General features: G+C 34.2%; 24 protein-coding genes. 12 read left to right on the forward strand and 12 right to left on the reverse strand.

Features of this window, described 5'->3' with window-relative positions; all coding sequences use genetic code 11:
- Positions 1-54: 54 nt before the first annotated feature.
- Entirely contained in the window at positions 55-444 is a 390-nt protein-coding gene (locus tag NCCP28_RS15005) for a thiol-disulfide oxidoreductase DCC family protein (protein WP_248562244.1), read from the forward strand.
- A gap of 64 nt (positions 445-508) precedes the next feature.
- Here NCCP28_RS15005 and NCCP28_RS15010 read toward each other — a convergent pair whose 3' ends face one another.
- From NCCP28_RS15010 to NCCP28_RS15025, 4 genes are all read right to left on the reverse strand, one after another.
- Positions 509-634, reverse strand: a complete 126-nt coding sequence (locus tag NCCP28_RS15010; protein ID WP_248562245.1) for a cyclic lactone autoinducer peptide — start codon at positions 632-634, stop codon at positions 509-511.
- A 112-nt stretch (positions 635-746) separates the two neighbouring features.
- Positions 747-1316, reverse strand: coding sequence for an accessory gene regulator B family protein (locus tag NCCP28_RS15015; protein WP_248562246.1), 570 nt, complete (start codon positions 1314-1316; stop codon positions 747-749).
- Positions 1317-1331: 15 nt separating this feature from the next.
- Positions 1332-2591 (reverse strand): hypothetical protein, encoded by a 1260-nt coding sequence (locus NCCP28_RS15020; protein ID WP_248562247.1) that lies wholly within the window; start codon positions 2589-2591, stop codon positions 1332-1334.
- A 37-nt stretch (positions 2592-2628) separates the two neighbouring features.
- Positions 2629-3420, reverse strand: coding sequence for a two-component system sensor histidine kinase NtrB (locus tag NCCP28_RS15025; protein WP_248562248.1), 792 nt, complete (start codon positions 3418-3420; stop codon positions 2629-2631).
- Between the two features lie 500 nt (positions 3421-3920).
- On the opposite strand from NCCP28_RS15025, the gene NCCP28_RS15030 reads away from it, so the two are divergent.
- The 5 genes from NCCP28_RS15030 (at position 3921) to NCCP28_RS15050 (ending at position 11517) form a co-directional block, all read left to right on the forward strand.
- Positions 3921-4793, forward strand: a complete 873-nt coding sequence (locus NCCP28_RS15030; RefSeq protein ID WP_248562249.1) for a helix-turn-helix domain-containing protein — start codon at positions 3921-3923, stop codon at positions 4791-4793.
- Positions 4794-5113: 320 nt separating this feature from the next.
- Positions 5114-6193 carry a C40 family peptidase gene (locus NCCP28_RS15035; protein WP_248562250.1) on the forward strand — a complete coding sequence of 360 codons (1080 nt, stop codon included), beginning with the start codon at positions 5114-5116 and terminating at the stop codon, positions 6191-6193.
- A gap of 345 nt (positions 6194-6538) precedes the next feature.
- A complete protein-coding gene (locus NCCP28_RS15040) occupies positions 6539-8155 on the forward strand; it encodes an SWIM zinc finger family protein (protein WP_248562251.1) in 1617 nt (538 codons plus the stop codon).
- Complete coding sequence (locus tag NCCP28_RS15045; RefSeq protein WP_248562252.1) at positions 8142-10970, forward strand: DEAD/DEAH box helicase; 2829 nt, start codon at positions 8142-8144, stop codon at positions 10968-10970. Before NCCP28_RS15040 ends, NCCP28_RS15045 begins: the two co-directional genes overlap by 14 nt.
- Positions 10971-11085: 115 nt before the next feature.
- Positions 11086-11517 carry a YwpF-like family protein gene (locus NCCP28_RS15050; protein ID WP_248562253.1) on the forward strand — a complete coding sequence of 144 codons (432 nt, stop codon included), beginning with the start codon at positions 11086-11088 and terminating at the stop codon, positions 11515-11517.
- A gap of 168 nt (positions 11518-11685) precedes the next feature.
- Here NCCP28_RS15050 and NCCP28_RS15055 read toward each other — a convergent pair whose 3' ends face one another.
- The 5 genes from NCCP28_RS15055 to NCCP28_RS15075 all read right to left on the reverse strand — a co-directional run bounded on the left by NCCP28_RS15055 (position 11686) and on the right by NCCP28_RS15075 (position 14965).
- The gene (locus NCCP28_RS15055; protein ID WP_248562254.1) at positions 11686-11976 is read right to left on the reverse strand and encodes a hypothetical protein; all 291 of its coding nucleotides are present in this window, start codon (positions 11974-11976) and stop codon (positions 11686-11688) included.
- 179 nt (positions 11977-12155) lie between these two features.
- Complete coding sequence (fabZ, locus tag NCCP28_RS15060) at positions 12156-12593, reverse strand: 3-hydroxyacyl-ACP dehydratase FabZ (protein ID WP_248562255.1); 438 nt, start codon at positions 12591-12593, stop codon at positions 12156-12158.
- A gap of 102 nt (positions 12594-12695) precedes the next feature.
- Positions 12696-12974 carry a DNA-directed RNA polymerase subunit beta gene (locus NCCP28_RS15065; RefSeq protein WP_248562256.1) on the reverse strand — a complete coding sequence of 93 codons (279 nt, stop codon included), beginning with the start codon at positions 12972-12974 and terminating at the stop codon, positions 12696-12698.
- A gap of 311 nt (positions 12975-13285) precedes the next feature.
- A complete protein-coding gene (locus NCCP28_RS15070; RefSeq protein ID WP_248562257.1) occupies positions 13286-14116 on the reverse strand; it encodes a flagellar hook-basal body protein in 831 nt (276 codons plus the stop codon).
- A gap of 33 nt (positions 14117-14149) precedes the next feature.
- Positions 14150-14965, reverse strand: a complete 816-nt coding sequence (locus NCCP28_RS15075; RefSeq protein WP_248562258.1) for a flagellar hook-basal body protein — start codon at positions 14963-14965, stop codon at positions 14150-14152.
- 300 nt (positions 14966-15265) lie between these two features.
- Here NCCP28_RS15075 and NCCP28_RS15080 point away from each other — a divergent pair, with 300 nt between their 5' ends.
- From NCCP28_RS15080 to NCCP28_RS15090, 3 genes are read left to right on the forward strand one after another with little or no spacing between them, the layout of a single operon-like run.
- Positions 15266-15652: a MerR family transcriptional regulator gene (locus NCCP28_RS15080; protein WP_248562259.1), complete on the forward strand. Its 387-nt coding sequence runs from the start codon at positions 15266-15268 to the stop codon at positions 15650-15652.
- A 40-nt stretch (positions 15653-15692) separates the two neighbouring features.
- Positions 15693-17027, forward strand: coding sequence for a hemolysin family protein (locus NCCP28_RS15085; protein WP_248562260.1), 1335 nt, complete (start codon positions 15693-15695; stop codon positions 17025-17027).
- A 44-nt stretch (positions 17028-17071) separates the two neighbouring features.
- Entirely contained in the window at positions 17072-18136 is a 1065-nt protein-coding gene (locus NCCP28_RS15090) for a hemolysin family protein (RefSeq protein ID WP_248562261.1), read from the forward strand.
- 197 nt (positions 18137-18333) lie between these two features.
- Here NCCP28_RS15090 and mreB read toward each other — a convergent pair whose 3' ends face one another.
- Positions 18334-19335 (reverse strand): rod shape-determining protein, encoded by a 1002-nt coding sequence (gene mreB / locus NCCP28_RS15095; RefSeq protein ID WP_248562262.1) that lies wholly within the window; start codon positions 19333-19335, stop codon positions 18334-18336.
- Between the two features lie 649 nt (positions 19336-19984).
- Positions 19985-20254, reverse strand: a complete 270-nt coding sequence (gene spoIIID / locus NCCP28_RS15100) for a sporulation transcriptional regulator SpoIIID (protein ID WP_101179322.1) — start codon at positions 20252-20254, stop codon at positions 19985-19987.
- A gap of 480 nt (positions 20255-20734) precedes the next feature.
- On the opposite strand from spoIIID, the gene NCCP28_RS15105 reads away from it, so the two are divergent.
- The 3 genes from NCCP28_RS15105 (at position 20735) to NCCP28_RS15115 (ending at position 22792) form a co-directional block, all read left to right on the forward strand.
- Positions 20735-21217 (forward strand): hypothetical protein, encoded by a 483-nt coding sequence (locus NCCP28_RS15105; protein ID WP_248562263.1) that lies wholly within the window; start codon positions 20735-20737, stop codon positions 21215-21217.
- 82 nt (positions 21218-21299) lie between these two features.
- Positions 21300-22220, forward strand: a complete 921-nt coding sequence (locus NCCP28_RS15110) for an FAD:protein FMN transferase (RefSeq protein WP_248562264.1) — start codon at positions 21300-21302, stop codon at positions 22218-22220.
- Positions 22214-22792 (forward strand): ferric reductase-like transmembrane domain-containing protein, encoded by a 579-nt coding sequence (locus NCCP28_RS15115; protein WP_248562265.1) that lies wholly within the window; start codon positions 22214-22216, stop codon positions 22790-22792. Before NCCP28_RS15110 ends, NCCP28_RS15115 begins: the two co-directional genes overlap by 7 nt.
- Before the next feature lie 526 nt (positions 22793-23318).
- Here the strand turns inward: NCCP28_RS15115 and spoIIQ are convergent.
- Positions 23319-24245 (reverse strand): stage II sporulation protein SpoIIQ, encoded by a 927-nt coding sequence (spoIIQ, locus tag NCCP28_RS15120; RefSeq protein ID WP_248562266.1) that lies wholly within the window; start codon positions 24243-24245, stop codon positions 23319-23321.
- Positions 24246-25006 lie beyond the last annotated feature (761 nt).

A 25006-nucleotide genomic window follows, 5' to 3' on the forward strand; every position in this document is an offset into this window, starting at 1 on the left:
TATCACTATTTTACACGAGTCCGTTTATTTGCTACGCTTAGTTTGGTGATGTTAATGACAGCAATTATCCTTTTTGACGGGGTTTGCAATTTATGTAATCAATCCGTTCAATTCATTTTGAAAAGAGATCCAGAAGGTTACTTTTCCTTTGCCTCTATCCAAGGGGAAAGCGGGCAAGAGTTGCTGAAAAAATACCAAATCAGCAAAAATTTGGATAGTCTTCTATTGATTAAAGACAATAAATATTACACAAAATCTGCCGCTGCTCTGCAAATCTGCAAACATTTAAATGGTTTTTGGAAGTACTTGATTATTTTTAAAATAGTGCCTCCCTTTATTAGAAATGGCTTGTATGATATGGTTGCGAAAAATCGCTATAAATGGTTTGGAAAACGAGATAGCTGCATGCTGCCAACACCCGACAATAAAAATCGTTTTATCTAAATATCAGATTCTCAAAAACAATCTAAAAAGCAAGCAGCCCGCTTAGGACCGCTTGCTTTTTAGATTATTTTTGTTTTTTCAGGCTTTCAGGGATTTTAGGCATATGAATTAAAGGACTTGATGCTTGAACAAACACTTTTGATAAAGTCATAGTCATATTAGAGACTGTTTTAGCAACTGCTTTTTTCACTTATCTCACCTCCCTTAAATAAAGTGAAACTTCAATCAGGCTTTTATGGGCAGTTCCCCCACCTAGACCTAGGGCTTTTCGTTTTCTCTTATCCATCCCTTAGGTTGGATTCTTACTGCCCGTTAACGCGTAATAAACTATTTATTTTATAGATGCTTTGTATCATAAACGGAAGAGAAGTAACTCCTTGAAGAAAGGCTCCTATTAAAAAAATATTATTCTGGAAAATTACAGAAAATATGAAGCTGAGAAATAGAAAAAGCAAGGCGAATCTCTTTTTCTTTTTTTCCCATTCTTTTGAGTGAACAACCTGATCTTTTTCATAGTATGGCAAATACCTTATATAAAGAAAAAGAGACGACAATGCATAAATGAATATGGCAGTTGTCCCATCCGGCAAATAGGTTCCTATTAGAATTAAAATGGTGCTGCAAATAGAGCATGCTAACGCATGATGAAGATGAGGTCCGCCTGTAAGCATTCGCATAATCATAAAAGAAAGAGCTATCATAAACATTTCCATTGTTTTTCCGACCAGAAGGCTAAAGAACAATAGAAAAACTAGGGTAATTAATAGATTTATGATAATGGTGAAACCAAAAACCAAAATATCCTTTGGTGCCGTTTCTTCTGGGTTAATCCGCTTTATCTTATCAGCTAAAATTATTGCATATCTTTCCACCGCATGTCTCTCTCCTTATAAAATAGGAATTTTCACCAGTATGTTGACAGGATTTAATTCCATGTCTACTGTCGCTCTATTCTGCCTTAATTTAATTAAAGCATCAAACAAGCCCAGTTCCATATTATTTGGATCAATAGTAAGATTGGCTTCTATTTTATAAATAAATTTTTTATCCGATATATCCAAATCTATTGAAATCAGCTTTTTTTCATTTCGCTTCATATCATAGAGCGTCAACATTAAATCATCAATAATTAAGCTGATGTTTCGAATTTGGCCTAAGCTGGCAAATTCTTGGGAACTGATATAACTATTAACATTCAGTTCCACACCGAGCAAATCTGCTAATTTTCTTTTATTCACTAAAAAGGAATACAGCAATGGATCTAGCCCTTCTATTCCTTTTCGCAAATTCTTATTTTTCCAAAGCATGTTCATTTGCTGCAGCTCGTGGGTATCTATATACTCTGCGATAATATCAGAAGAACCAGCATGATTCAGCTTTTCTATTGTTCTGAAATGCATGACATAGTTTTGCTTTAGTTTTTCGACGAAGGCTGCTACTTGCTGCTCTTGATCTAAATAATATTTTTTGGCAAAAAGCAGCTGTTCCTTCTGCAATTGAGAATGAAAGATTAAATAGCATAGCATCATCGCAAAAAGTACCACAATGCTCAATAAGATGAAGGAATATTTCACTTGCTTGTCTGCCATTAAAACAGTAGCACCAAGGACAATAAAGATATAAGTCATCGCAAAAAGAACTTGGATTATTCTTTTCGTTTTTTTCTCTATATGATCAGCTTTTAGCTGATACCTTAATTCTGATATTTGCAGTTTATTTTTATATAAAACAAAGCAAGAAATCAACAATAGAGAAATAGTTATCATTGGAACAAAAACTGCAAAATTGCTCATTTGATACAATTTCAAATAACTTCCTTGCAAAAAGCTTGTCAACAGTTCGATAACTAGTAATTGCAAAAATAAATAAAAACCGTATCCTATACTCGTTAAAGCAATCGCTTCTAAATTTTTAGTTTTTAATCCTACTTTAAAAAGAAAAATTAAAATAATAATCTGCAAACCTACAATAACAGGAACAGGCATAGAAGTCAGATGCAACAATATCGAAATAAAACTCATACATGCTGATTGAATTATTATATTTTTTATATAGTAGTTGTATTTATAACCCAGGAGAATAAGTGGAAAGGAGATTAATCCAGCCCATTCTATTAGAGAAACTAAAAAAGTTATAATATAGCTCATCAAAAATCGATCTCCCAACTCTCTAAAACCATTACTGTTACACGTCAATAGAAGTATGCTTACTTTCTGGAATGGTTATTTTTATCTGCAAACCCTCATTTGGCTCGCTCCATATTTCTAGATTGCCATTCATTGTTTCAACAATTGATTTACAAATCGGCAAGCCTAAACCAGTTCCTTCATCCTTAGTAGTGTAGAAAGGGTGAAAAATGCTTTCTAACTGTTCCTTTGGGATTCCAGGTCCACTGTCTTTAATATAAATTGCAATATTCTTATGAGGCTCTTTTACTGCTTCTACAGAAATTGTTCCATCCTTTTGAATGGCCTCCCCTGCATTTTTTATTAAATTTATTACTAACCGTTCAAAATGATTAGAATTCCCCGAAATGTAGAGGCTTCCCTCTAAGTTAGTAGAAAAAGTTATATTTTTCTTCTCAAACTGCAAGGAATATATGGTAATTATTTTTTTTAGACTATGCTTCACATCAATGATCGTTAAATTGTCGTTATGCAAATGCAGCTTAGATAATGTCAGCAGCTCTTGAATAAGATATTCTATTCTATTTGCTTCTTCTCTAATGATAGAAGAGTATTGAGCGATATTCGTTTCCGATTTTGCTATTGCTTCCTTTTCAAGATATTGAGTAAATCCAATAATAGTAGTGAGTGGATTTCTAATTTCATGTGCAAAGAAAGCCGCCATTTTTCCTATTTCCGAGTCAAACTCATCCCCTGACAGCTTTTGAGTTTCCGGGGTGTATACTGACTTTGATTTTTCTTTTAATTTTTGTTTTCTTTTTAGCCATCTTTTGCTAAATACACGTATCATAATGAAATCTTGCACTCCTAATGAATTCTCTATCTTCTTATTCTTTATTATATATTTTCATATATGGAAGAAAAGCAATAATTACTATTTATTTATAATGTATCTATGTGAACTATTCGATATTTTGGTTCCATATTCCTTTTTTTAAGAAAAAATAATTAGGCAAATGCATAAAAAAGACCGCTTCCTCTCTAGAAAACGGCAGAAAATTGGAGATAAAGGACTACTCATAAAATAATAAAGTGGTTTTAATAGAAGCCTCTATTAAATTGCTCAATTAATTTTATTCTGCTTTTATTTGAAAAAAGACGTAGGTGGGGTCCCTTTCCATCGGCAAAATATTTTTAATATATTGCACCAGCTACTATTAAACCATATTATATATAATGATGAAGTATTCATTTTATCTATTTTTGGGACAATTCCCTTTCATTTTCTCTCTTTTTTTCTTCATTTTATATAAAAATATAACTTTAGGAATATTTTTAGGAAGTGATATATTGGATTTTTCAGCAGTTGGTGAAAAGATAAAGGAACTGCGCAAACAAATGAAATTATCGCAAAAGGAATTAGCGCACAATATTTGTACACAAGCGCAAATTAGCAAAATTGAAAAAGGGGAAGTGTTGCCGCTCTCCTCTACACTATACTTAATCTCCCAACGCCTAGGAATTGATGTTAACTATTTTTTCGATATTGGAACTACACCAAGATTAGATTATATCATAGAAACGACCAGACAATTAAAAGCCGCCCGCAGAAATACTGATTACGGCACAATTAAACAAATTGTTGAAGCGGAAGAGCATAATCCATTATTCACTCGCAACAAAAAGCATTTTCAGATTATCCTTTGGCATAAAGCCATCTATCAATATGAAGTAAACCGAAGTTTTCAAAAAGCTGTATCGTTGATTGATGAGGCTATCGAACTGACTTTTGATAAAGTTTATACAGAAAAAGAAATAGAAATTTATACAAGCAAAGGCATCTTTTATTACGAGGAAGGCTATATCGAAGAATCTTTAGAAATTTACTACAAAGCTTTTGATTGGCTAAAGGAGATTCCTCATTTACAAGATGATACGATTAAAAGCAGGCTTTATTTGAATATTGCAATATCACTTACTGACCTTAAACAATATACTCAATCGATAACTTACTGTAAAGAGGCAATTGATTGGGCTATCAAAAAAGATAACCTTTACCTGCTTGCACATTTCCATTATCATATTGGCTTTAACTATGAACTTCAAAATCAGCTTCAACAAGCGACAAATTATATGCAAGAGGCACTTATAATTTTTCGATTAGTAAAAGATAATCGCTATACAAAGGAGATTCAAGATAAAATTAATAGATGGAATTCTTGACTCTTTTAAACTCGGCTGTTGAATTTCATTTCAAGTTTCCACTTTTCAATTTAAACAAAAGAGTGCAAAATCAACAATTAGCTTTAATATAACCTAGTTTTTTCTTAAATAGATATATTTTCCATTAAAATAAGTTTCTTTTCCAAAATGTTGAAGAAAATTAACTGATTCCTTTTGATAGAAAAGGATTATCACATATGATTATAGACCTATTTTAAAGAAACACCCTCATTTTAGACCAATATACCCACTCAATAAGTTGCATCTCTATGATAATATAGTTTCATAGATTACTATTTCTTAGGAGTGAGTGTTACAGAATGAAGAAAAAAATCACAGCTTTGGCCACCTTAGCTATATTTTCATCCGCCTTTACCGCACATGCATCTGCTAGTACATATGTCGTAAAAAAAGGGGATACGCTAAGCAAAATCGCCAAACAATATAGTACGACAGTCACGAATTTAAAGACTGCTAATAAATTAGCTTCTGATACTATATATATTAATCAGAAACTAAATTTATCTGGGAATTCCATCCAAAAACAAACATCTGCTGCTTCAAGTAGTGTAGAGACTAAAACAACTACAGCAGCAAAAACATATAAAATTGTTGCTGGCGACACGCTTTCAAAAATAGCAAATAAATTTTCCATCTCCCTATCCAATTTAAAGAGCTGGAATAACATTACATCTGATTTGATTTTCCCGGGCAATACGTTAGTCGTTTCCAAACCATCCAATACTGCAAACTTGAATACGAGTTCTGTATCAACTAGCAAAACAACAACTAATACAACCAATTCTGATAGTTATACAATTAAGAGCGGGGATACACTCGGCAAAATCGCAGCACAATATAACTTGTCTGTTTCTCAGTTAAAGAAATTAAATAATTTAACATCTGATCTCATCTTCGCTGGAAAAAAACTAAAGGTTACTGGAACACCATCAAGCAACAGCTCAAACGAAAGCAGCAATGTTGAATCCAGCAATTCAAGTTCTACTGTTAAAGTATCCAATCAAAATAACTCATCTGTTGCTTCAGGAGACATAGTATCTACCGCTAAACAACTAATCGGCATTCCTTACAGTTGGGGCGGAACTTCCACATCTGGTTTTGATTGCAGCGGCTTTATTTATTATGTGCTTAATCAATCAGGCAAATCTATCAACCGCTATTCAGCACAAGGATATTATGATAGAAGCTATTATGTAGATGCTCCTAAGATTGGGGATCTTGTTTTCTTTGAGGGTACATATAAGGCAGGCATTTCACATTTGGGCATTTATATTGGTGGCAATCAGTTTATCCACGCCGATTCCAGCGGTGTCCGCATTACTAGTTTAGATAATTCTTATTACAAAAATCATTTCGCAAGCTTTAAACGATTGTATTAAACATTTTATTTAGAAAAGGGCTCAGTTCACAATATAGCTGATCCCTTTTTGCTTTTTGAATCTGCTCTAATTTCTCTTCCTCCTCAATCCCCTACCATCTCCAAAAAAAAAACGTTATAATTAAAGAATGATTTTTTTGCGAATGACTTTTCCAAAAGGGAAAAGTTCTATAAATACCTATTTCAACGATATGCCTAAAAGATGCTGTTTCTTTTGCAGCGTAACTAGACTTTTAAAAACTTGCATAACTGATCATCATATACACTGTCATTACAAATCTTTAATTAATATATGCGGATTAGTTGTATATGTTAATGGTTCTGATGATTTTTTGGAGGGATAACAATGTTTCTAGACAAATATATAGAGCCGTTAAATTATTGCGCAGAGAACTTCATGCGAATACTTGATACTAACAATCCCAATACACAAAAAGCAGTAGAAAAAGGGCTGCTTCTTTATCGTCAAGGTTTTGTTTCACAAGTGAAAATTGACAATGAAAAAGTAACAGGTGCTGTTCAAGATGTGACACCGGTCAAAGTTATCCTCGATTTAAACTTTATTCAGACCAGTTCTTGCACTTGTTACACAGAAGGAATCTGCCGCCATCAATTGGCTGTATTTTTTTATTTCCTTGGGCTTGCAGGAAAAGTTTCTACATGGATTGCAGATTGGCGCAAACCCAATAAAAAGCCATTAGAGCTTAAAAATCTTAACTTAATGCGAGCAAGCGATTTATTGCAGGTCAACGAAACAAATGAACCTGATTATACAGAATGGATTACTTCCTTTAATGAAAGTTTCGATTCTCTTATAGCGGCCAAAAGTCAAAAGCCCCATACCATTACAGAAATGTATTATATTTATAATCGAAAATTGAAAAGCAATGCCCCTTTTCAAAATGAGTGGAAATTGCTTTATTTATTGGTGGGAAATGTTTATACATTTAAAAAGTTTCTACTATTAAGTAAAACACTAGACCATTCTGCTGCAACAATTAATCGTTATTACCGGCATATATACCATGATTTATTGACAGGAATTGAAGAAACTATCTATAAATTAGCAAACTTTACCTTCCCCTTTTCTTTTGATCAATTTTTAGAAAGGCTAAAAGGGGAATGCAGCGATATTCTTATAATAAATCCAATTATCAAATTTGAATCCATCCAAATTTACCGTATGCTTTGGACAAATCTTTTTACAAAAAAACAATGGCAATTAGATGAAGCAGCGAGATTAACTGATGCAAGTGCAAGTTCCTTTGCAGAAAAAATTGCAATCATCCACTTAAGAATTCTTTTAAAAGAGGATCAAAAAGCAATAGATCATATTCGTTCCTTACAAACAACGGTTATTCCGTACTTGATTTATTGGATGGATTACTTCAATAGCCGCAAAGCTTGGAACAGGGTAGAGCCATATATTATGTCCTATATACATCCATTAAAGGATTATCTCTCTAGTGAATATGACGATATAGATTATTGTCATGAGTTTAGCATCATGGCCATTAAATCGATTGCTCCTTTTTGCGAAGCAAAAAACCGGCCTGATTTATTAGAAAAAGCATATATACAAACACTGCCTTTTAGCTTTCGCCATTATGAATCCTTTCTGTATGAAAATGCATTATTTGATAAGTGGATCGATTTATTTACTTATATGGGAATGGGAATAGATGAACTAGATAAACATCAAATCAAAAAGCTTCAGGAATATGATCAAAGTCTCTTATTATCCCTTTATCACCGCTCTATTCAAGAACATATTGATTTAAAAACACGAGAACATTACCGTATTGCAGTTCGACAAATAAAAAAATTGCGGACATTGTATAAAAAGCTAAAAAAATCTAATGATTTCGAACGCTTTTTAATTCTCACTCTTGAGCGAACAAAACGGTTAAGAGCCTTTCATGAAGAATGCAGGAAAGGTAAGTTGATACATGCTGAAAACTAATTATTTAAAAATAAATGTCCATTATTATGAGGAAAAAGGTTTTTTTTTAACAGGAGTTTCAGGAGAAAGATATATTCACCCTGACCATTGGAAAAAATTACTTTTTCAGTATCATCAAGAAAGCTATTTCGGAACAATTCTTCAAAAAGGTTCCATTAATGACGTAGAGGGCATTTTATTAAATGCTTGGCAATTGTCTACACTATTTGCAAATGAGCGGTTTAACCGTTATATCAATTGGGATTGGAATGAAACAGCAGAAGTTTGCTTAGCTGCAGCTCCAAGCCTTTATGAGGCGATAGAACAAAAAGAATGGATACCGGACTTTAAGGAATGGGAAAATGAACGGTTTCGCTGGAACTTGCCTTATAGAGTAATAGAAGAATTTAATGCCTCCTTTTGGGAAGAATCACTGCCTGACGAATTAGAAGGAAAATCAAACCGAGACTTTATTGATAGTTGGTTTAATCAAGCATTAGATGATTATTTAAATCAAAATGAAGAAACAAAACAGCAATTCAGCAAAAAAATGACAGCACTGCAACAGGCTAATATCTCTCCATCTAAATTGTCCGTCTACTTTACAGAAGAAACTTGGCAAAAATGGATGGGGCTTTCAGAGAATTTTTGTCCCTTTACACTTGGAATTAAATTGGAAGAACCAGCCGGATTAGATGCATCTTGGAATTTAGAACTTTTTTTGAAAAGCAGAAGTAATCCTGACATGGTGATAGATGTTTATGATACTGCTAATATGCCAAAAAAATGGCTCTCCTTTAAAGATTATATAGAAGAGGAACAACATCGTTTAATTAATCTATTTCCATGGCTCAAAGGGAAGAATGGGATGACCAATCAACTAACAGAAGACGAGGCGTGGATGTTTCTAACAGATGCTAGTGAAACATTGCTTGCTTTAGGCATCGACATCCTTCTTCCTTCTTGGTGGCAGGCAATGAAAAATGCCAGCATGAAAGTAAAAGCAAAAGTATCTAATGCAAGCCATCGTCCATCTTTTGTGGGGCTAGACGCCATGCTTGATTATAATTGGCGCTTTTCCATGAATGGAGTAAACTTATCAGAAGAAGAATTCAACAAATTAGTCGAAGAAAAAAGACGACTTGTTTTTATAAGAGGAAAATGGATTAAATTAGACCCTTCTTTTATACGGCAAATACAGGATCTAATGAAAAAAGCGGAAAAAGAAGGGCTGCATGTTCGAGATTTAATTGAACAAGAGCTGCTCCAAACAGAAGAGCAGCAAAAAGAAGATTTAGACAATCCTAAATCATTTGCCAAAATTCAAATTGAACTAAATAAACAGTGGCGAACCATGATTCATCAATTAAGAGAAGTGAAAAGCCTTCCATTAGAAAAAGTGCCCGAAAGCTTTTTAGGAGAATTAAGGCCATACCAACTCCTTGGGATGAGCTGGATGCTTTTTCTAAGAAAATACGGATTTGGAGCAATCCTTGCTGATGATATGGGACTTGGAAAAACAGTCCAGCTTATCTCTTATTTATTAAAAGTAAAAGAAAATGAAAAAAAGAACGGAGCGCCTGCACTTATCATCTGTCCTACATCTGTTCTTGGCAATTGGCAAAAGGAAATCGAACGCTTTGCACCAAACTTGAAGCTTCATCTGCATTACGGATCTAATCGTTTAAAAGAGAAATCCTTTGTCGAACATGCAGAGAATTGTGATGTTGTCCTTACTTCTTATGGTCTAACCCATATAGATTATGAACAATTTAATCAAATAACCTGGAGTTCCATCTCGATTGATGAGGCGCAAAATATTAAAAATTCACAGACAAAACAATCACGAGCTGTCCGCAAACTGAAATCCAATCATTATATTGCATTATCTGGAACACCGATGGAAAATCGTTTAAATGAGCTATGGTCTATTTTCGACTTTGCCAATCGTGGCTATTTAGGGAGTCTTTCACAATTTCAGAAACATTTTGTTATCCCGATTGAGAAGGATGATAACAAAGAGCAAGTAGAAAGACTCCAAACAATGATTCGTCCTTTTCTATTAAGAAGAACCAAAAAAGATGAAGAAGTGGCGCTGAACTTGCCAGATAAACAAGAGCAAAAAGAATATTGTCCATTAACAGCTGAACAAGCAGCACTCTACGAACAGCTGATTCATGATACTTTTGCAAGAATTGAACAATTATCCGGATTTGAGCGAAAAGGGCTAGTATTACAGATGCTAAGCAGGCTTAAACAGTTATGCAACCATCCAAGCCTTTATTTAAAAGAAGAAAAACCAACCGATTTGCTCTCTCGTTCTATAAAAATGGAAAAACTTGCAGAGTTAACGGAAGCAATTATTGAACGAAATGAAAGTTGTTTAATCTTCACTCAATATATCGATATGGGTGCCATGATTCAGCAAATGATTAAAAAGAAATTCAATATTGATGTACCTTTTTTAAATGGAAGTGTTCCAAAAAATACAAGGGATACACTAATTCAGCAATTTCAGCAAAATGAATTTCCTATTTTCCTGCTATCATTAAAAGCTGGTGGAACAGGCTTAAACTTAACAGCTGCCAATCACGTTATTCATTATGACCGCTGGTGGAATCCTGCTGTAGAAAACCAAGCGACAGACCGTGCTTACCGTATCGGCCAAACTAAATTTGTGCATGTCCACAAATTGATTTGTACAGGAACGTTAGAAGAAAAGATTGATGCTATGCTGGAGAAAAAACAATCATTAAATGATCAGATAATCCAAAATGAAAATTGGATAACTGAACTATCAACAGATGAATTAAAAGACCTTGTCTCATTATCCTAATGCTGATCATGCCCCTTCCTTTTCCATTTTGGGAGGGGCTTTCATTTTTTGTCAAAAATTCAATGTACTGTATAATTGTAGTAAATATAAGTTATATACTCTGGGAGGGCATTTTTTGAAGACTTTTAAATTAATATCCGTTCAAGTTTTGCTCCAAGATAAGATAGTCCCAATTAATCTTGTGGATGGCCTTATCATTAACAAAGAAGATGAAAAAAGCAAGTGGCTGCTAGAAGTGTATACAACACACGAATATATAGATTTTTTTCAAAAAAGAAAACAACAACAAGAAAAACTGCTTGTACATGCTGTTATTACAAAAAAGGAAAATGATCCTGCCCCTTTTGAAGTAGAGATTCTGTCCATTCAACTATTTAATCAGACAGCAAGCATTCTATTGGAGGGAAATTTAAAACGAGATCGCATTGATTATGCAGAGTTGCTGCTTGATTATTTGCTAAAAGAGGGATTTGCTGGAGAAGAATTATCTGCTAAATTTAAAGAATTAATGCAGAGTAAACCACAAGCTTTTTTAGAAAAAAATTAAATCAGCATAAAAGGAAATAGACTTGGCTATTAATATGTCAGCATGTTTAAATATAAAAGGGGCAACCAATAGCTAAAAAAGCAACATATTGGATAGCCCCGCTTTTATTTCATTACTCTTATAGATCAAAAAAGAATTGTCAAAAGAAAATAAGCCCTTCTATAATGCTTATTCGTCTAAATTATCCTTGTCTTCTACATCATTTTTGTCTTCAATGATATCTTCACCAGGATCATTATTGTCGATTGTAGCATCCCCATCATTGTCTGTATTTTCATCAGATGTATCAGGGACATTATCATCATCCAGATCTGTATCTACATCGTTATCGTCAATATCTGTATCCTCAATAGTTGTATCATCTTCTGGAGCAGGATTTTGATCATCATCCCCACATCCAGCAAGAAACATTGCAGACAACAAAGAACACCCTAAGATTTTTAACCATTTACTTGTCATGATAGAACCTCTCTTCTTGGTGATATTTTTGTTGACCTTCGCTTTTGGTCAACTATTATCATGTCCAAGAAAAAGGGATTATTACCTCTAATAAAAAATTCCCAAAAATTAACTAATGATTATAACCAGGATATCATTTTTACTTTTGACAGAATGTATCATCTCATTAATCAAACGGATTATTCTTCTTTCTTATCCCCTAAAGCGAACATGATTTCTGCTTCACATGCAATTTCGCCATCCACTGTCGCCACACATTTGCCTTTGCCGATTTTCCCTCTGACTCTTGTCATTTCCACTTCTAAACGAAGCTGGTCACCAGGATATACTTGTTTTTTAAATCGACAGCTATCTACTCCTGCAAAAAAAGCAAGTTTTCCTTTGTTTTCTTCTTTAATGAGCATCGCTACTGCGCCTACCTGCGCCAATGCTTCTACAATTAAAACACCTGGCATTACAGGAAAATCCGGAAAGTGCCCATTAAAATATTCTTCATTTGCAGATACATTTTTGATGCCGACTGCTTTTTTTCCTTCTTCCACCTCTAAAATTCGATCTACTAGCAAAAACGGATACCTGTGGGGAATAATTTCTTTTATTTGATTAATATCAAGCATTTTATGACCTCCTCTTAATATGTAGTTCTATATTATTGTACTAAAAAAGAATATAAAAAAGGAAGGGATTTTATTGCCTTCCCTTCTCTTAACGTTATATTGCTATTTTTTATTGACTAAATCAATAATATGCGTCCAAGTTTCTCTACTAAAAGTATCGGAAACTTTTCCACTGCCCAACACGCTATACCCTATAATTGCTCCTAACAGAACACTTAATGCTAATAAAACAGCAATAATGCCAAGACGCATCCATATAGGAATAAGGCGAACTCTAATTTTTTTACGCGGATCGGCACTTTTATTTATTTTTTCCTGCTGATCGCTTTTTTCCTCGATAAGCTCTTCCCTTGTTTTTACAAGTTCTTGACTTGCAGCCATATATATCGATTCTCCTTTGTACCGTTTTAATGGACAGTACCTCCCACAGCTTTTCCCTTTGATGTCTATAAAAAATCTCCTGAATTATTGGTCCATAAACATTCTTTTTCTTCACAAATCAAGATTTTGTCTGCTCAAACCATTAATATAGCTTTCCTTAAGACCGTCCGCCATAATCAATTTCTGCTGACAAACAGATGCAGATAAAGTGAAGCTTTTAATCAGTGGGGTTTCCCTCCTAACCTCCAAAGGGGAAACAAAAGTCCGTTAGATAGGGATTAAAAATACTCTCCCATTTCTTCTATTTTCCTTTAACGTATACCATTAACAAGCCCCATCATTTGATCTGCCATAGTTATTGACCTGGACTGAAATTGATAGGCGCGTTGTGTAGCCATAAGATTCACCATCTCACTGCTTATATCAACATTTGATTTTTCCGATGCATTTTGTTGAACGGCAATTTGTCCCCGTAAATCTCCATCTAAATCCGTTACTATTTCATTTGCATTCCCGGCATTTGCTGCTATTCCATACAAATTATTCCCCTTCTTTTCAAGAAGTTGGGGGAAGTTCGCATAAGATACCCCTAAATTAACGTTTTGTTCTTGCCCATTATTTAAATCTGCGATCAACGTTCCTGTAGGTGAAATTTTATAATCTTTTACCTTATTGCTCAAAATAATCGGGGAATTATTTTCATCTAAAACGGAATATCCTTCTTTTGTAACAAGCATATTCTCCGTATCTGATACTGGCGATAAATAAAATGCTCCATCTCTTGTATATTGGATTTCTGCTGCATCCCCATTATTTATCTGTACACGATACAACTGCCCTTCTTTTGTAAAGGCTGTATCTAGAGATCGATCAGATGTTGTAATGGATCCCTGTGTCATTACCGTTTGAGTTTGCGCTAATTTTGCACCTACACCTTGTCTAATGCCATTGGCTGTTAAACGATTTACTTCTTTCTCTGCATCTTTTTGATTATTGAATTGCTGAGTCAAAAGATCAGTAAATGTTGCATTTTGCTTTTTATATCCATTAGTATCTATATTGGCAATATTATTGCTTATACTATCCATTTGCTGCTGCAGCTGTGCTAGCGTGTTGGTTGCTGTAAGCATCACTCTATTCATTGTATCCCCCTTTATGGGTATATTAGTTCAAGATTAAATCTTCCCTATTTCATTTGCAGCTTTTTCCATGCTTTGATCATATGCTTGCAATATTTTTTGATTTGCCTCAAAAGATCGATAGGCTGTCATCATTTCAGTCATAGACTTGGATGTATCTACATTGGAGCTTTCCAAATATCCTTGCTTTAATTGGAAGTCCACTCCTGCTGATGTATAAGCATTGCCAAGACCTGCTTCTTCTGCTTGGCGGTATAATCCATTTCCCTCTTTTATTAAGTTTTGTGGATTATCCGTATAGCTTACTCCTAAACGAAATGCCTCTCCATTGCTTCCCATTATCATACCATCATCCGACACAGTAAAATTTTCATCAGGTAATTCGATAGCATTATTATTCTCATCTAGTACATAAAAACCGTCAGCAGTAGTTAAAAATCCTTGGCTATTCAACATAAAGTTTCCGTTTCTTGTGTAGCGCATATCTCCATCTGCATTTTGTACATTAAAAAAAAGAGAGCCATTTTTATTGTCCTCATTGCCGGGAACGTTTATATCGACTAAAGCAATATCTGTTTTTAGGCCTGTATCCCTCATATCTCCTTGAACAAAGTTAGGTATCGCTTCCTGCATGTATACGCCTGTAGCCAATGAGCCAATTTCCGTTTTTTTAGTTGCTCCTGCTGACGATTTTTCTACACTTGTCTGCAATAATTCAGGAAATGTACGAATACTAGCATTATCTGCTTTGAACCCTGGAGTATTGCTGTTTGCTACATTATTGGTAAGCATTTCTGTTTTTCTTTGCTGTGCGAGCATCCCGGAAGCTGCCGTATAAAAACCCTTAAACATAATTTATCTCCCATTTCTTCTCGAACTATCATTAATTTAAGAAATATGTCGAACTGTTGCATATACCTATTATAAAAAAAATAACTAGATAAAACAGTATTATTTTGTGGAAAAAGTATAAAAACCGTTATTAATTTTTTCCATTTTAAAACCTAGCCGCTTCCTCATTTGCTTTCTTTTCTTCTACTTGCATTATTCATTCGCAAAACCAAAACGTTTTACTGTACGGTTTTGTTTTAATTATGCTATATTATAATTATATACTTTTCTTAAGGAGTGAATGACATTGGGAAGGCGTTATTGCGCATTGGCAAAGTGGCGGAATTAAGTGGATTATCAGTAAGAACAATAGACTATTATACTCAAAATGGGTTACTAGAGGTACAAAGATCTTCCTCAAATTACCGTCTTTATTCAGAAGATGTGATTCATACACTAGAAAGAATAAAACTTTTAAAACAACAAAGGATGTCCATTGAAGAAATAAAAAAAGCACTAAAACCTAATGTGCCAATGGAAATAGAGCCTATTATAAGAGATGTTCAGAATGAAATACATTGTCTGCAACAAAAACTTTCTACTTTGGAAGAAAAACTGAAACATGTTTCACAAGAAGAAAAAATACGGGTCTATAAGAGAATTGAACCTAATTTATCAGCTATCATGACCCTAATGACACTACTATAATTACTTTTTGGAGGTGAATCCCTCTCAACGGGGGAAATACTTGGACATTATTACCATTACAAATTTATTCTTGCTTGCTATTCTAATCATACTTACTGCTTTTTTTGTTGGCTCTGAATTTGCAGTTGTAAAAATCCGCATGTCAAGGATTGATCAGTTAATTGCAGAAGGAAACAAAAAAGCAGTTATAGCTAAAAAAGTTGCCGGTGATTTAGACTATTACCTCTCTGCCTGTCAATTAGGAATTACCGTCACTGCACTTGGACTTGGCGCGCTGGGTAAACCTGCTGTAGAACGTTTATTATATCCTTTATTTGATTATTTCCATGTATCTGAAGCAATATCATCAATAGCATCCTACGCTATTGCTTTTATTCTAGTAACTTTTCTTCATGTAGTTGTTGGAGAAATGGCTCCAAAAACATTAGCTCTTCAATTTTCCGAAAAGTTAACACTGATGCTTTCTGCGCCACTGTATTGGTTTGGCAAGGTTATGTATCCTTTTATTTGGGCATTAAATGGTGCTTCACGCATCGTCCTTCAAGCTTTCGGAGTAAAACCTGCAGGCCATGAACATGCTTATTCTGAAGAAGAATTAAAGATTGTTATGGCACAGAGCTTTCAAGGCGGAGAACTTAATCAAACTGAACTGGAATATATGGAGAATGTATTCTCCTTTGATGAACGCGTTGCAAAAGATGTCATGGTTCCCAGAACTTCCTTTATCGCCTTAGATCAAAATATGCCGTACGATGAAATTGTCCATGTTTTAGATGAATATAACTATACTCGTTATCCCGTGACTATTGATGAAGACAAAGATAAAATTGTTGGAATGGTAAATGTTAAAAAAATGCTTACCAATATGGCTTCAGGAAGAAGCCATACATTAACAGAGTTTATCCGTGACCTTCCAGCCGTGCTTGAAATAACTCGAATCCAAGATGCATTATTGAAAATGCAACAAGAGAGGGTTCATATGGTATTAGTTATCGACGAATATGGTGGAACTGCAGGTCTTCTTACTATAGAAGATATTTTAGAAGAACTTGTTGGCGAAATTAGAGATGAATTTGATTCTGATGAAGTAGCAGATATCCAAAAAATTGGGGCTAATCAATATTCCATCAATGGCCGTGTTCTATTAAGTGACCTAGAAGATCGCTTTGGCTTTGTATTCGAAGAAAAGGATAATATTGATACTATCGGCGGCTGGATTCAGTATCAATTAATTGATACTGTGCAAATAGATGATCAAGTAGACTATGATAACCATTTATGGACAATAACAGAAATGGACAATTATCAAATCAAGCAGGTTGTTTTAACTCAGCCTGTAATGAAAGAGAATGTAAAGGATGTTCTTCCTCAATAATTTATTGATTGAATGGAAAATCTTTTTAAATAGGGGAGTATGAATTGGACGGATTAATTGTTTTAAACTTGTTTTTAATAGCCATATTTATTGGGTTAACTGCTTTTTTTGTTGGAGCAGAATTTGCTATTTTAAAGGTAAGAATGTCAAGAATTGATCAGTTGATTGCTGAAGGAAATAAAAAGGCAAATATAGCTAAAAAGGTTGCCAGTGATCTAGACTATTACTTATCTGCATGTCAATTGGGTATTACTATCACTGCTTTAATACTTGGTGCATTAGGAGAACCTACGGTAGAAAAAATGCTTCATCCTTTATTCGAAAGATTTAGCGTACCAGAGGCATTATCTACTGTCCTTTCCTATGGCATTGCCCTTGCCATTGTAACATTTTTGCATGTAGTTATTGGAGAGTTGGCTCCTAAAACGCTTGCTATTCAATTTGCTGAAAAAATGACTTTATTATTATCACCTCCGCTATACTGGTTTGGAAAAGCGATGTATCCATTCATTACAGCATTAAATGGTTCTTCCCGTGTTCTTCTTCGTACCTTTGGAGTTAAGCCAGCAGGTCATGAAACTGTTCACTCAGAAGAGGAATTAAAATTAATCGTAACTCAAAGTTACGAAAGTGGAGAAATCAATCAAACCGAGCTGGAATATTTAGAAAATATTTTCGCATTTGATGAACGCCTTCTAAAGGATATTATGATCTCTAAAGAAAAGATTGTTTCCTTAACAAAAGACATGACTTTTGATCAAATGATTGCAGTATTAGATCAATATGAATATACAAGGTATCCAATTACTCTGAATTCCCATACAGATAATTTTATAGGTTTTATTAATACAAAAGAAATGCTTACAAATGTTGTAGCAGGAAGAGAAATAAAAATGGAGAAATTTATTCATACACTGCCTAGCTTTTTAGAAACATCTCTCATCAAAGAGGCGTTATTAAAAATGCAGCAAAGCCATATGCATATAGCCATTGTAAAAAGCGAAGATGGTCAAACAGTAGGTCTTGTAACAATGGAGGATATCTTAGAAGAAATTGTTGGTGAAATTCGCGATGAATTGGTAGAAACCAGATATCCTATCACAAACTAAATAGCGATTTCCATCCCTATTAAGGAATAAAATTTTAATAATTGAACTCCCCTCACTTAACTAACGCTTGAAGCGGGAGTCTTCTATCGAAAAATAATGAAAAAGGTCATTCTCTCGGGAAGTTTATTCCCTTGATCATTGACCTTTTTTGTTTATTCCAACCTTTAAATGGGTATAAATAAATATCTTGTATTTTCTTATCCTAGCTTCCTTTTTGGCAGCCTATCAATATTATCCAACATGATGCCTGTCCCAATCGCTACACAATCCATTGGATTTTCTGCTACTAATACAGGCACTTTCAATTCTTCAGCCAAAAGTTGGTCAATACCATGAAGCAATGCACCGCCGCCAGTTAAAATAACGCCTCTATCGATTATATCAGCAGATAATTCTGGAGGAGTTCTTTCTAGAACACTTTTTGCAGCTTGAACAATAACAGCTACAGATTCTCTTAACGCTTGTTCAATTTCCTCTGATTTTACTTTAATTGTTCTTGGCAGACCTGATACCATATCACGGCCGCGAATATCCATTTCCTCATTTCTTCCTCCTGGAAAAACGGTGCCAATGCCAATCTTAATATTTTCTGCTGTACGCTCACCAATTAACAATTTATATTGTTTTTTAATATAATGAAGAATTTCATTATCAAAATTATCGCCAGCCATTTTAATGCTTGAAGAAGTAACGATATCGCCCATTGATAATACAGCAACATCTGTTGTGCCTCCACCGATATCCACTACCATATTTCCGCTCGGCTGAAAAATATCCATTCCAGCACCAATTGCGGCAACTTTCGGCTCTTCTTCTAAATAAATCTTTTTCCCGCCGCTTTTTTCTGCTGCTTCTTTAATCGCTTTTTGTTCTACACTTGTAATATTTGTAGGACAGCAAATTAAAATTTTGGGCTTAGATAAAAAACCTTTAACATTTAATTTATTAATAAAATGTTTTAGCATTGCCTCTGTTACATCAAAGTCAGCAATTACTCCGTCTTTTAATGGGCGTATCGCCACAATATTTCCAGGAGTACGGCCAACCATCTTGCGCGCCTCTTCTCCAACAGCCAATACTCTTCCCGTATTTCTATCCAGAGCTACTACAGAGGGTTCATTTAAAACAATTCCCCGGCCTTTTACATGTATTAATACATTTGCTGTCCCTAAATCTATCCCGATATCTCTAGCAAACATCCTTTTTTCCTCCTGCCATTTTTTCCTAATTATTTTCATTATCCATATCGTTGCTTTTTCATGTCTTTTATAAGTTAGCTGTGCTTCCCGCATACTTTTATTAAAACAAAACAGTGCCTCTTATGATAAAGTTGAGTCTTTTTAGGATGAGATAAAGTCTTTTTGTTTATATTACAAAAGTTACATTGCATGCAAGATTTGCCACACATTTTTATACCAATTCCTTACATGAAAAAACATTCTTTTCCATAACAATCGTTCTATCTATAATACAACATTGTTTTATTCATTTAATGTATAATTCTAGAAGTTAATTTGCATAATTCTTACGTTTATGCATAGCAGTCATTTAACCTGCTCCAATTTTTTATTTTATCATAACCAGGCTTAAAGAAGTAACTTTTTGTCAATAATTAGAGCAATTTCCTTGATTTTTTCTTATATTCTTATAAATTTCCTATAAATCCAAAAATAGTTCGTACTTTTGGATTATAAAATTTCTGAGACAAAAAAAAATCGAGCTCTCTAGCGCGATTTGGAAATTTGAATAATTATGTATTCTATACTCTATCGATAGACTAAATATTCTACCGATAGAGTTTTTATGACGATTCTTTTTGTTCTTTTTTATCCATTCTTCTCGACTTTATTACACAGTCTCCCCTTCTAATTCTTCCTTCTTGTATTTCATTTTTGTTGCTTCCCCACCTCTAAGGTGCCGGATGGATTTATGATAATCAAGTATTTCCTTTACTTCATTTGCTAAATCCGGATTAATTTCAGGAAGCCTTTCTGTTAAATCTTTATGGACTGTACTTTTGGATACGCCAAACTCCTTCGCAATAACGCGAACTGTTTTTCTCGTCTCCACGATATACTTTCCAATCTTGATAGTTCTCTCTTTGATGTAATCGTGCACACCACTCGCCCTCCCTAAATTGGATGTGAGAAGTGTGAAATGAGACTCGCTTTTCGCTTCATCGAAATTCTTCATCCCGCACGTTTCCTTTCATGCTATAAATATTACATTTTTCCATGCGGCAGAAAGCTTACAATTACTTTCTGTACTTATTGTGATTAATCATGTCCTCAACTACATATCCATTGGCTGCAAAACGACTCCTCACTCCAAACTTCATCTTTGTAAGGTTTGTAACAGTTTATTAGCTTGGGTAAGACTTTATGCACAAAAATGTGAATAAGGACAAGGTATTTCTTGATTTTTTTAAAAATTCTTTTATTTTTATATAAAAAAAGCAATATTTTGTTTCATCTGTGACTTCCTTCAAACTTCTTCATTCCTTATTAAGCTTTAATTAAGCTTTCTATTTTAAAATGAGAACAACATAAATTTAATGCCCACGTAAAATTTATAAAGGAAATGAGGTTAGAAATTTATATGAAAAAAAATAAAAAAACAAAATGGCTTATTGGATTATCAAGTGTAGCAGCTTTCACTGGATTTGTAGGACTCTTAAATAAATCGAATACAATTACACATGAAGATGTGGCTGCATCGGCTTCTATAAATAATGGCAGCACTCAGTCAGAACAGACAATGCCGAATACACAGAATCCCTTTTCAGATGATAATAGCAGCAAAGCCCCTTCATCTGGATCAGGTTCAGACTCTGAAGGCTCTGTTCAAAACGGACAATCTCCCAACAGCAGCGACTCTTGGGCAGGTGATTATGAGGGAAATAATTCAAATAGCGCTAATAACGGAAACAGTTCAGAAAATGGAACACAGGATTCCTTTAGCCAACAACCGCCTAATGGACAAAACAATGGAACAAGCCCTTTTAGCAATGGGCAAAATACAGAAGGACAAAATAGTTTTGAGCAAGGCCAAGGAGAAGAAATTACCGGCAGATCCTCTTAATATAAGGTTTGCTAGTAATTAACGCACCTACTCATGCCTTACATGGGGAAAATGCACATATTAAGCAAAGGAGTGGATGATTATGTATAAATTTTTCTGTATGAACACCAACATACAAGCATTTGATTTGCCAGAAAATACTCATTCTAAAGTAGAAAAACTTTTTCGCAAATCCGAGCAGACACTATCTCGTTTCCATTCATCCAGCGAACTTTCTCAACTTAATCATTCCTTTCAGGTACCTTTTATTTGCAGCCCTATTTTATTTGAAGCAGTTAAAGTTGCTCATTTATATTATGAGAAAACAAGCGGATTATTTAATCCCTATTTAGGAAAACAAATTTCTTCTATTGGATATGACCGTAGTTTTGAAAAAATAAAACCAATAAATATAAATTCTGAACGATTATGTAGGCTTCAAGAAAAGAAAAAAGATATTATTAGCTTCCATGCCGGGATGAAATGCATCACCATTCAAGATAGCGTTTATATTGATTTAGGAGGAATTGCAAAAGGCTGGACTGCACAATGCATCAAAGAGGTCCTTAAACAAGATGGCTATAAATCAGGTGTCCTTGTAGCAGGAGGGGATATTGTTGCATGGGGAAAAAAACAAAAAATCCACTTAGAGCATCCTGGCGATAAACATGCTTCCATCTGTTCTTTTGAACTAACACGTGATGCTGGAATTGCAACAAGCTCTATTATAAAACGAAGATGGCATTCTCTAGAGGGAATCACCTATCATCACATCCTTGACCCTCGAACTTCTCAGCCATGCCATTCTGATTTGCAGCAAGTTTCTGTTATGGCACCAACATTAACAGAGGCAGAAGTATTAGCCAAATGCATGCTGATTTTGGGATGGCAAGATGGTCTGTCTATGCTAAATAAATTCCAAAAGCAAAAACCACTTGCAGCTATCGCCTTAACTAAAAGAGGAGAGATTGTTTCTGATGGTGACCTTAGCTATTTTATAAAAGGAGGTTCATTAGTATGTTAGATGAATTAAGCACTTTTTTCAGTGTTTGGAATGTAACACGAGGGGCTGCCATTACAGCCTATTTATTGCTATTTATATCAATGGTTACAGGGATTTCCTATAAACTGCCGCTAATCCCTAAACGTTACAATCAAGCTGTTTTAACTACCCATGAAGCAACAGGCTGGTTTGCCTTATTGTTTGGTATGGTGCACGGTATTGTTTTATTATTTGAAAAGGAATACACTACCTATACGCTGATTAATATTTTGGTTCCATTTACTGTAAAACACAATGCATTTTCATTATGTTTAGGAATTTTTGCTTTTTATGGATTGTTATTATTAATTTTATCCACTGACTTTATTAAAAAGCTTGGAAAAAAAGCTTGGAAAACCATTCATTTCCTAGCATTTCCTGCCTTCTATTCTTCTTTATTTCATGGAATTTTTATTGGTTCTGACAGTGAAAGCCCCATAATGCTCAGTCTATATATTTTTACAGGAGTTACTGTATTATTTTTAACCATATTACGCATCTTGCATGAATGGAATCGAAGAAAAAAAACTCAGCCTGTAAATATGAATATTTAATAGAGAAAACATATAAAGTTGCTTAAAAAAGTTTTGGCCTTTTACCTTTCTCCTAAGTTCATCTTTGCGAAAAAACAAGTCGATACTGCCACTTTCAACATATTTTTACTTTTTTCGATTTCTTTTATTTTTATTTCCCGAGAAATTTGTCCACTTTTCCTTTAAATTAAAGAATTGCGGCACATAACTTTTGAGATTAGCAAACAAGCAATAAATAACCATATGCAACCTTTCCGATTAATACTAAGCTTAAAATAGCAAATTGAAGGGGAAACCTAAAAGAAATATCAAATAATAAAAACTATCTATTCATTTAGAGTTAGGATTTATATCTAATAGAAGTGAAGAAAAGAAAGTTTCACTAGTTTCTATCAGCAAAATGCAACGTAAGAGTGATGAATGGTCTAAAAAAATACTTTCTCTATTAAACATTCAATGCTCCAACAATTCAAATTAAAAGTCTTGCAAATAAAATAGCCTAATCCACATGCTTCTATTTTAAAAGGGATTAGGCTTATTTTTAGTTTTATGCGTTTGGATCTGATGAAATGCTGCTTTCTGTATTTGTTTCTTCGTTATCATCAGCAGAATCATCTGTTGTAGATTCTTTTGAATCTGTTGATTGTTCCTCTACAGATGTATTATCATCTGTAGTAGAATCTGTGCTATTTTCTTCTACAGCAGAATCATCTGATTTTTTTTCTGTACTATTTTCTTCAATTGTTGCGTTTTCCTCTGCTTCTGCACTAGCACCTACTGTTTCATCACTTTGTAAAGCGCTTAAAGATTTATCAAAGTAATCAACTGGATTAACTGCTACATCATTTTTGCGAATTTCAAAATGTACATGCACACCAGCTTCTTTATTAAATTGGCTTTGTCCGCTTGTTGCAAGTGGGTCACCTTTTTCTACTTGGTTACCTTTTTCTACTTGGATATCCTTTACAGATTGATAAACTGTTTTAATTCCATCGCCATGATCTAATACAATTGTATTGCCCAATACAGAATCTGTCGTTACATTTGTTACTGTACCACTTAGAGATGCCACAACATCAAATTCGCTATTGTCTTTCATTTTTAAATCAATACCAGTATTAGGCTGATACATATTATCGTAGAATACTAATGCATCTACTTGTTCTTCTTTGCTTTCTGCATTATCATAGAATTGTTTTTGCGTTTCTACTGCTTCTGGATCTGCTACTGGCCAAGTAAAGTTTTCTAATTCCTTGCTGACAGGCAATCCTGGGTCATCTATTTGTTTTGTTGGATTGTTAGTTGCATCATACTTAAAATCATCACTATCTGATGCACTATTTTGATACCAAAGAACACCTGACAAAATAATTGCTGCACTTGCAATATAAACGGCTGGAAACGCCCAACGCTTTTTAAAGAAGCGTTTCACTTTTGAATCTGGAGAAGTACGTTTGTTTTCTTCCTCTCTCATTTTATCATCACCTCAGCAATCATTCTGAACAGATAATAAGAAATATATACATTTTTCCAAAAAAATTTTTAAAACTTATTTTTTGATAAAAAACTGAAAATTATTCATTATTTTTTAACTTAATAAAAATATTCCTTTTTTAAAAAATAGACACTCCTCTATCTAAGAACAAGTTGCTGCATTGTCATGGTTTGTTATCGTTAATTTTTTTCTTCTCTTCCTCTCCATTAAATCGCCGCAAATAAAAGAGGCTGTACTCAAAAGTCATTAAAAAATGATTTTTGAGTACAGCCCCTCTTCTGTTAAACTTGCCTGTTGATTTCTACTCCAGGCATTCGCTTTCCGCGGGCGGTCCGGGAGCCTCCTCTGCGCGGGTTTGGAGTCCCCCTTTGACTCACTTTTCCCGCAGAAGTCTACACAATCAACAAAGTGCCAAAATCCATTATAAGCATTACATAATTTTTTTAAAATTAAATGCGAAAAAACCGTCTTTTCTTGTAAAATAAAAAATGAATAGAAATCAAAAAATGAGGTTGGAACACAACTAATTAGATAATCTGTAAAAACGAATAATCTCTAACTTTAGCTTTAAAATAAAGGCTAGTTTCGCACTCTTGGTTACTTGTGTTTTTACATATAAAACTAATTCGTTCCATTGCGCTACAGACACTCCCTTTCCGCGGCTCAGCTCGAGCCCCACGGAAAGCGAAGTGTATTCAGGCTGCGGGTAATAACAACAAACTTTACTGAACCACCCTTTT

The organism is Niallia sp. NCCP-28 (assembly GCF_023168165.1).
Lineage (GTDB): Bacteria > Bacillota > Bacilli > Bacillales > Cytobacillaceae > Niallia.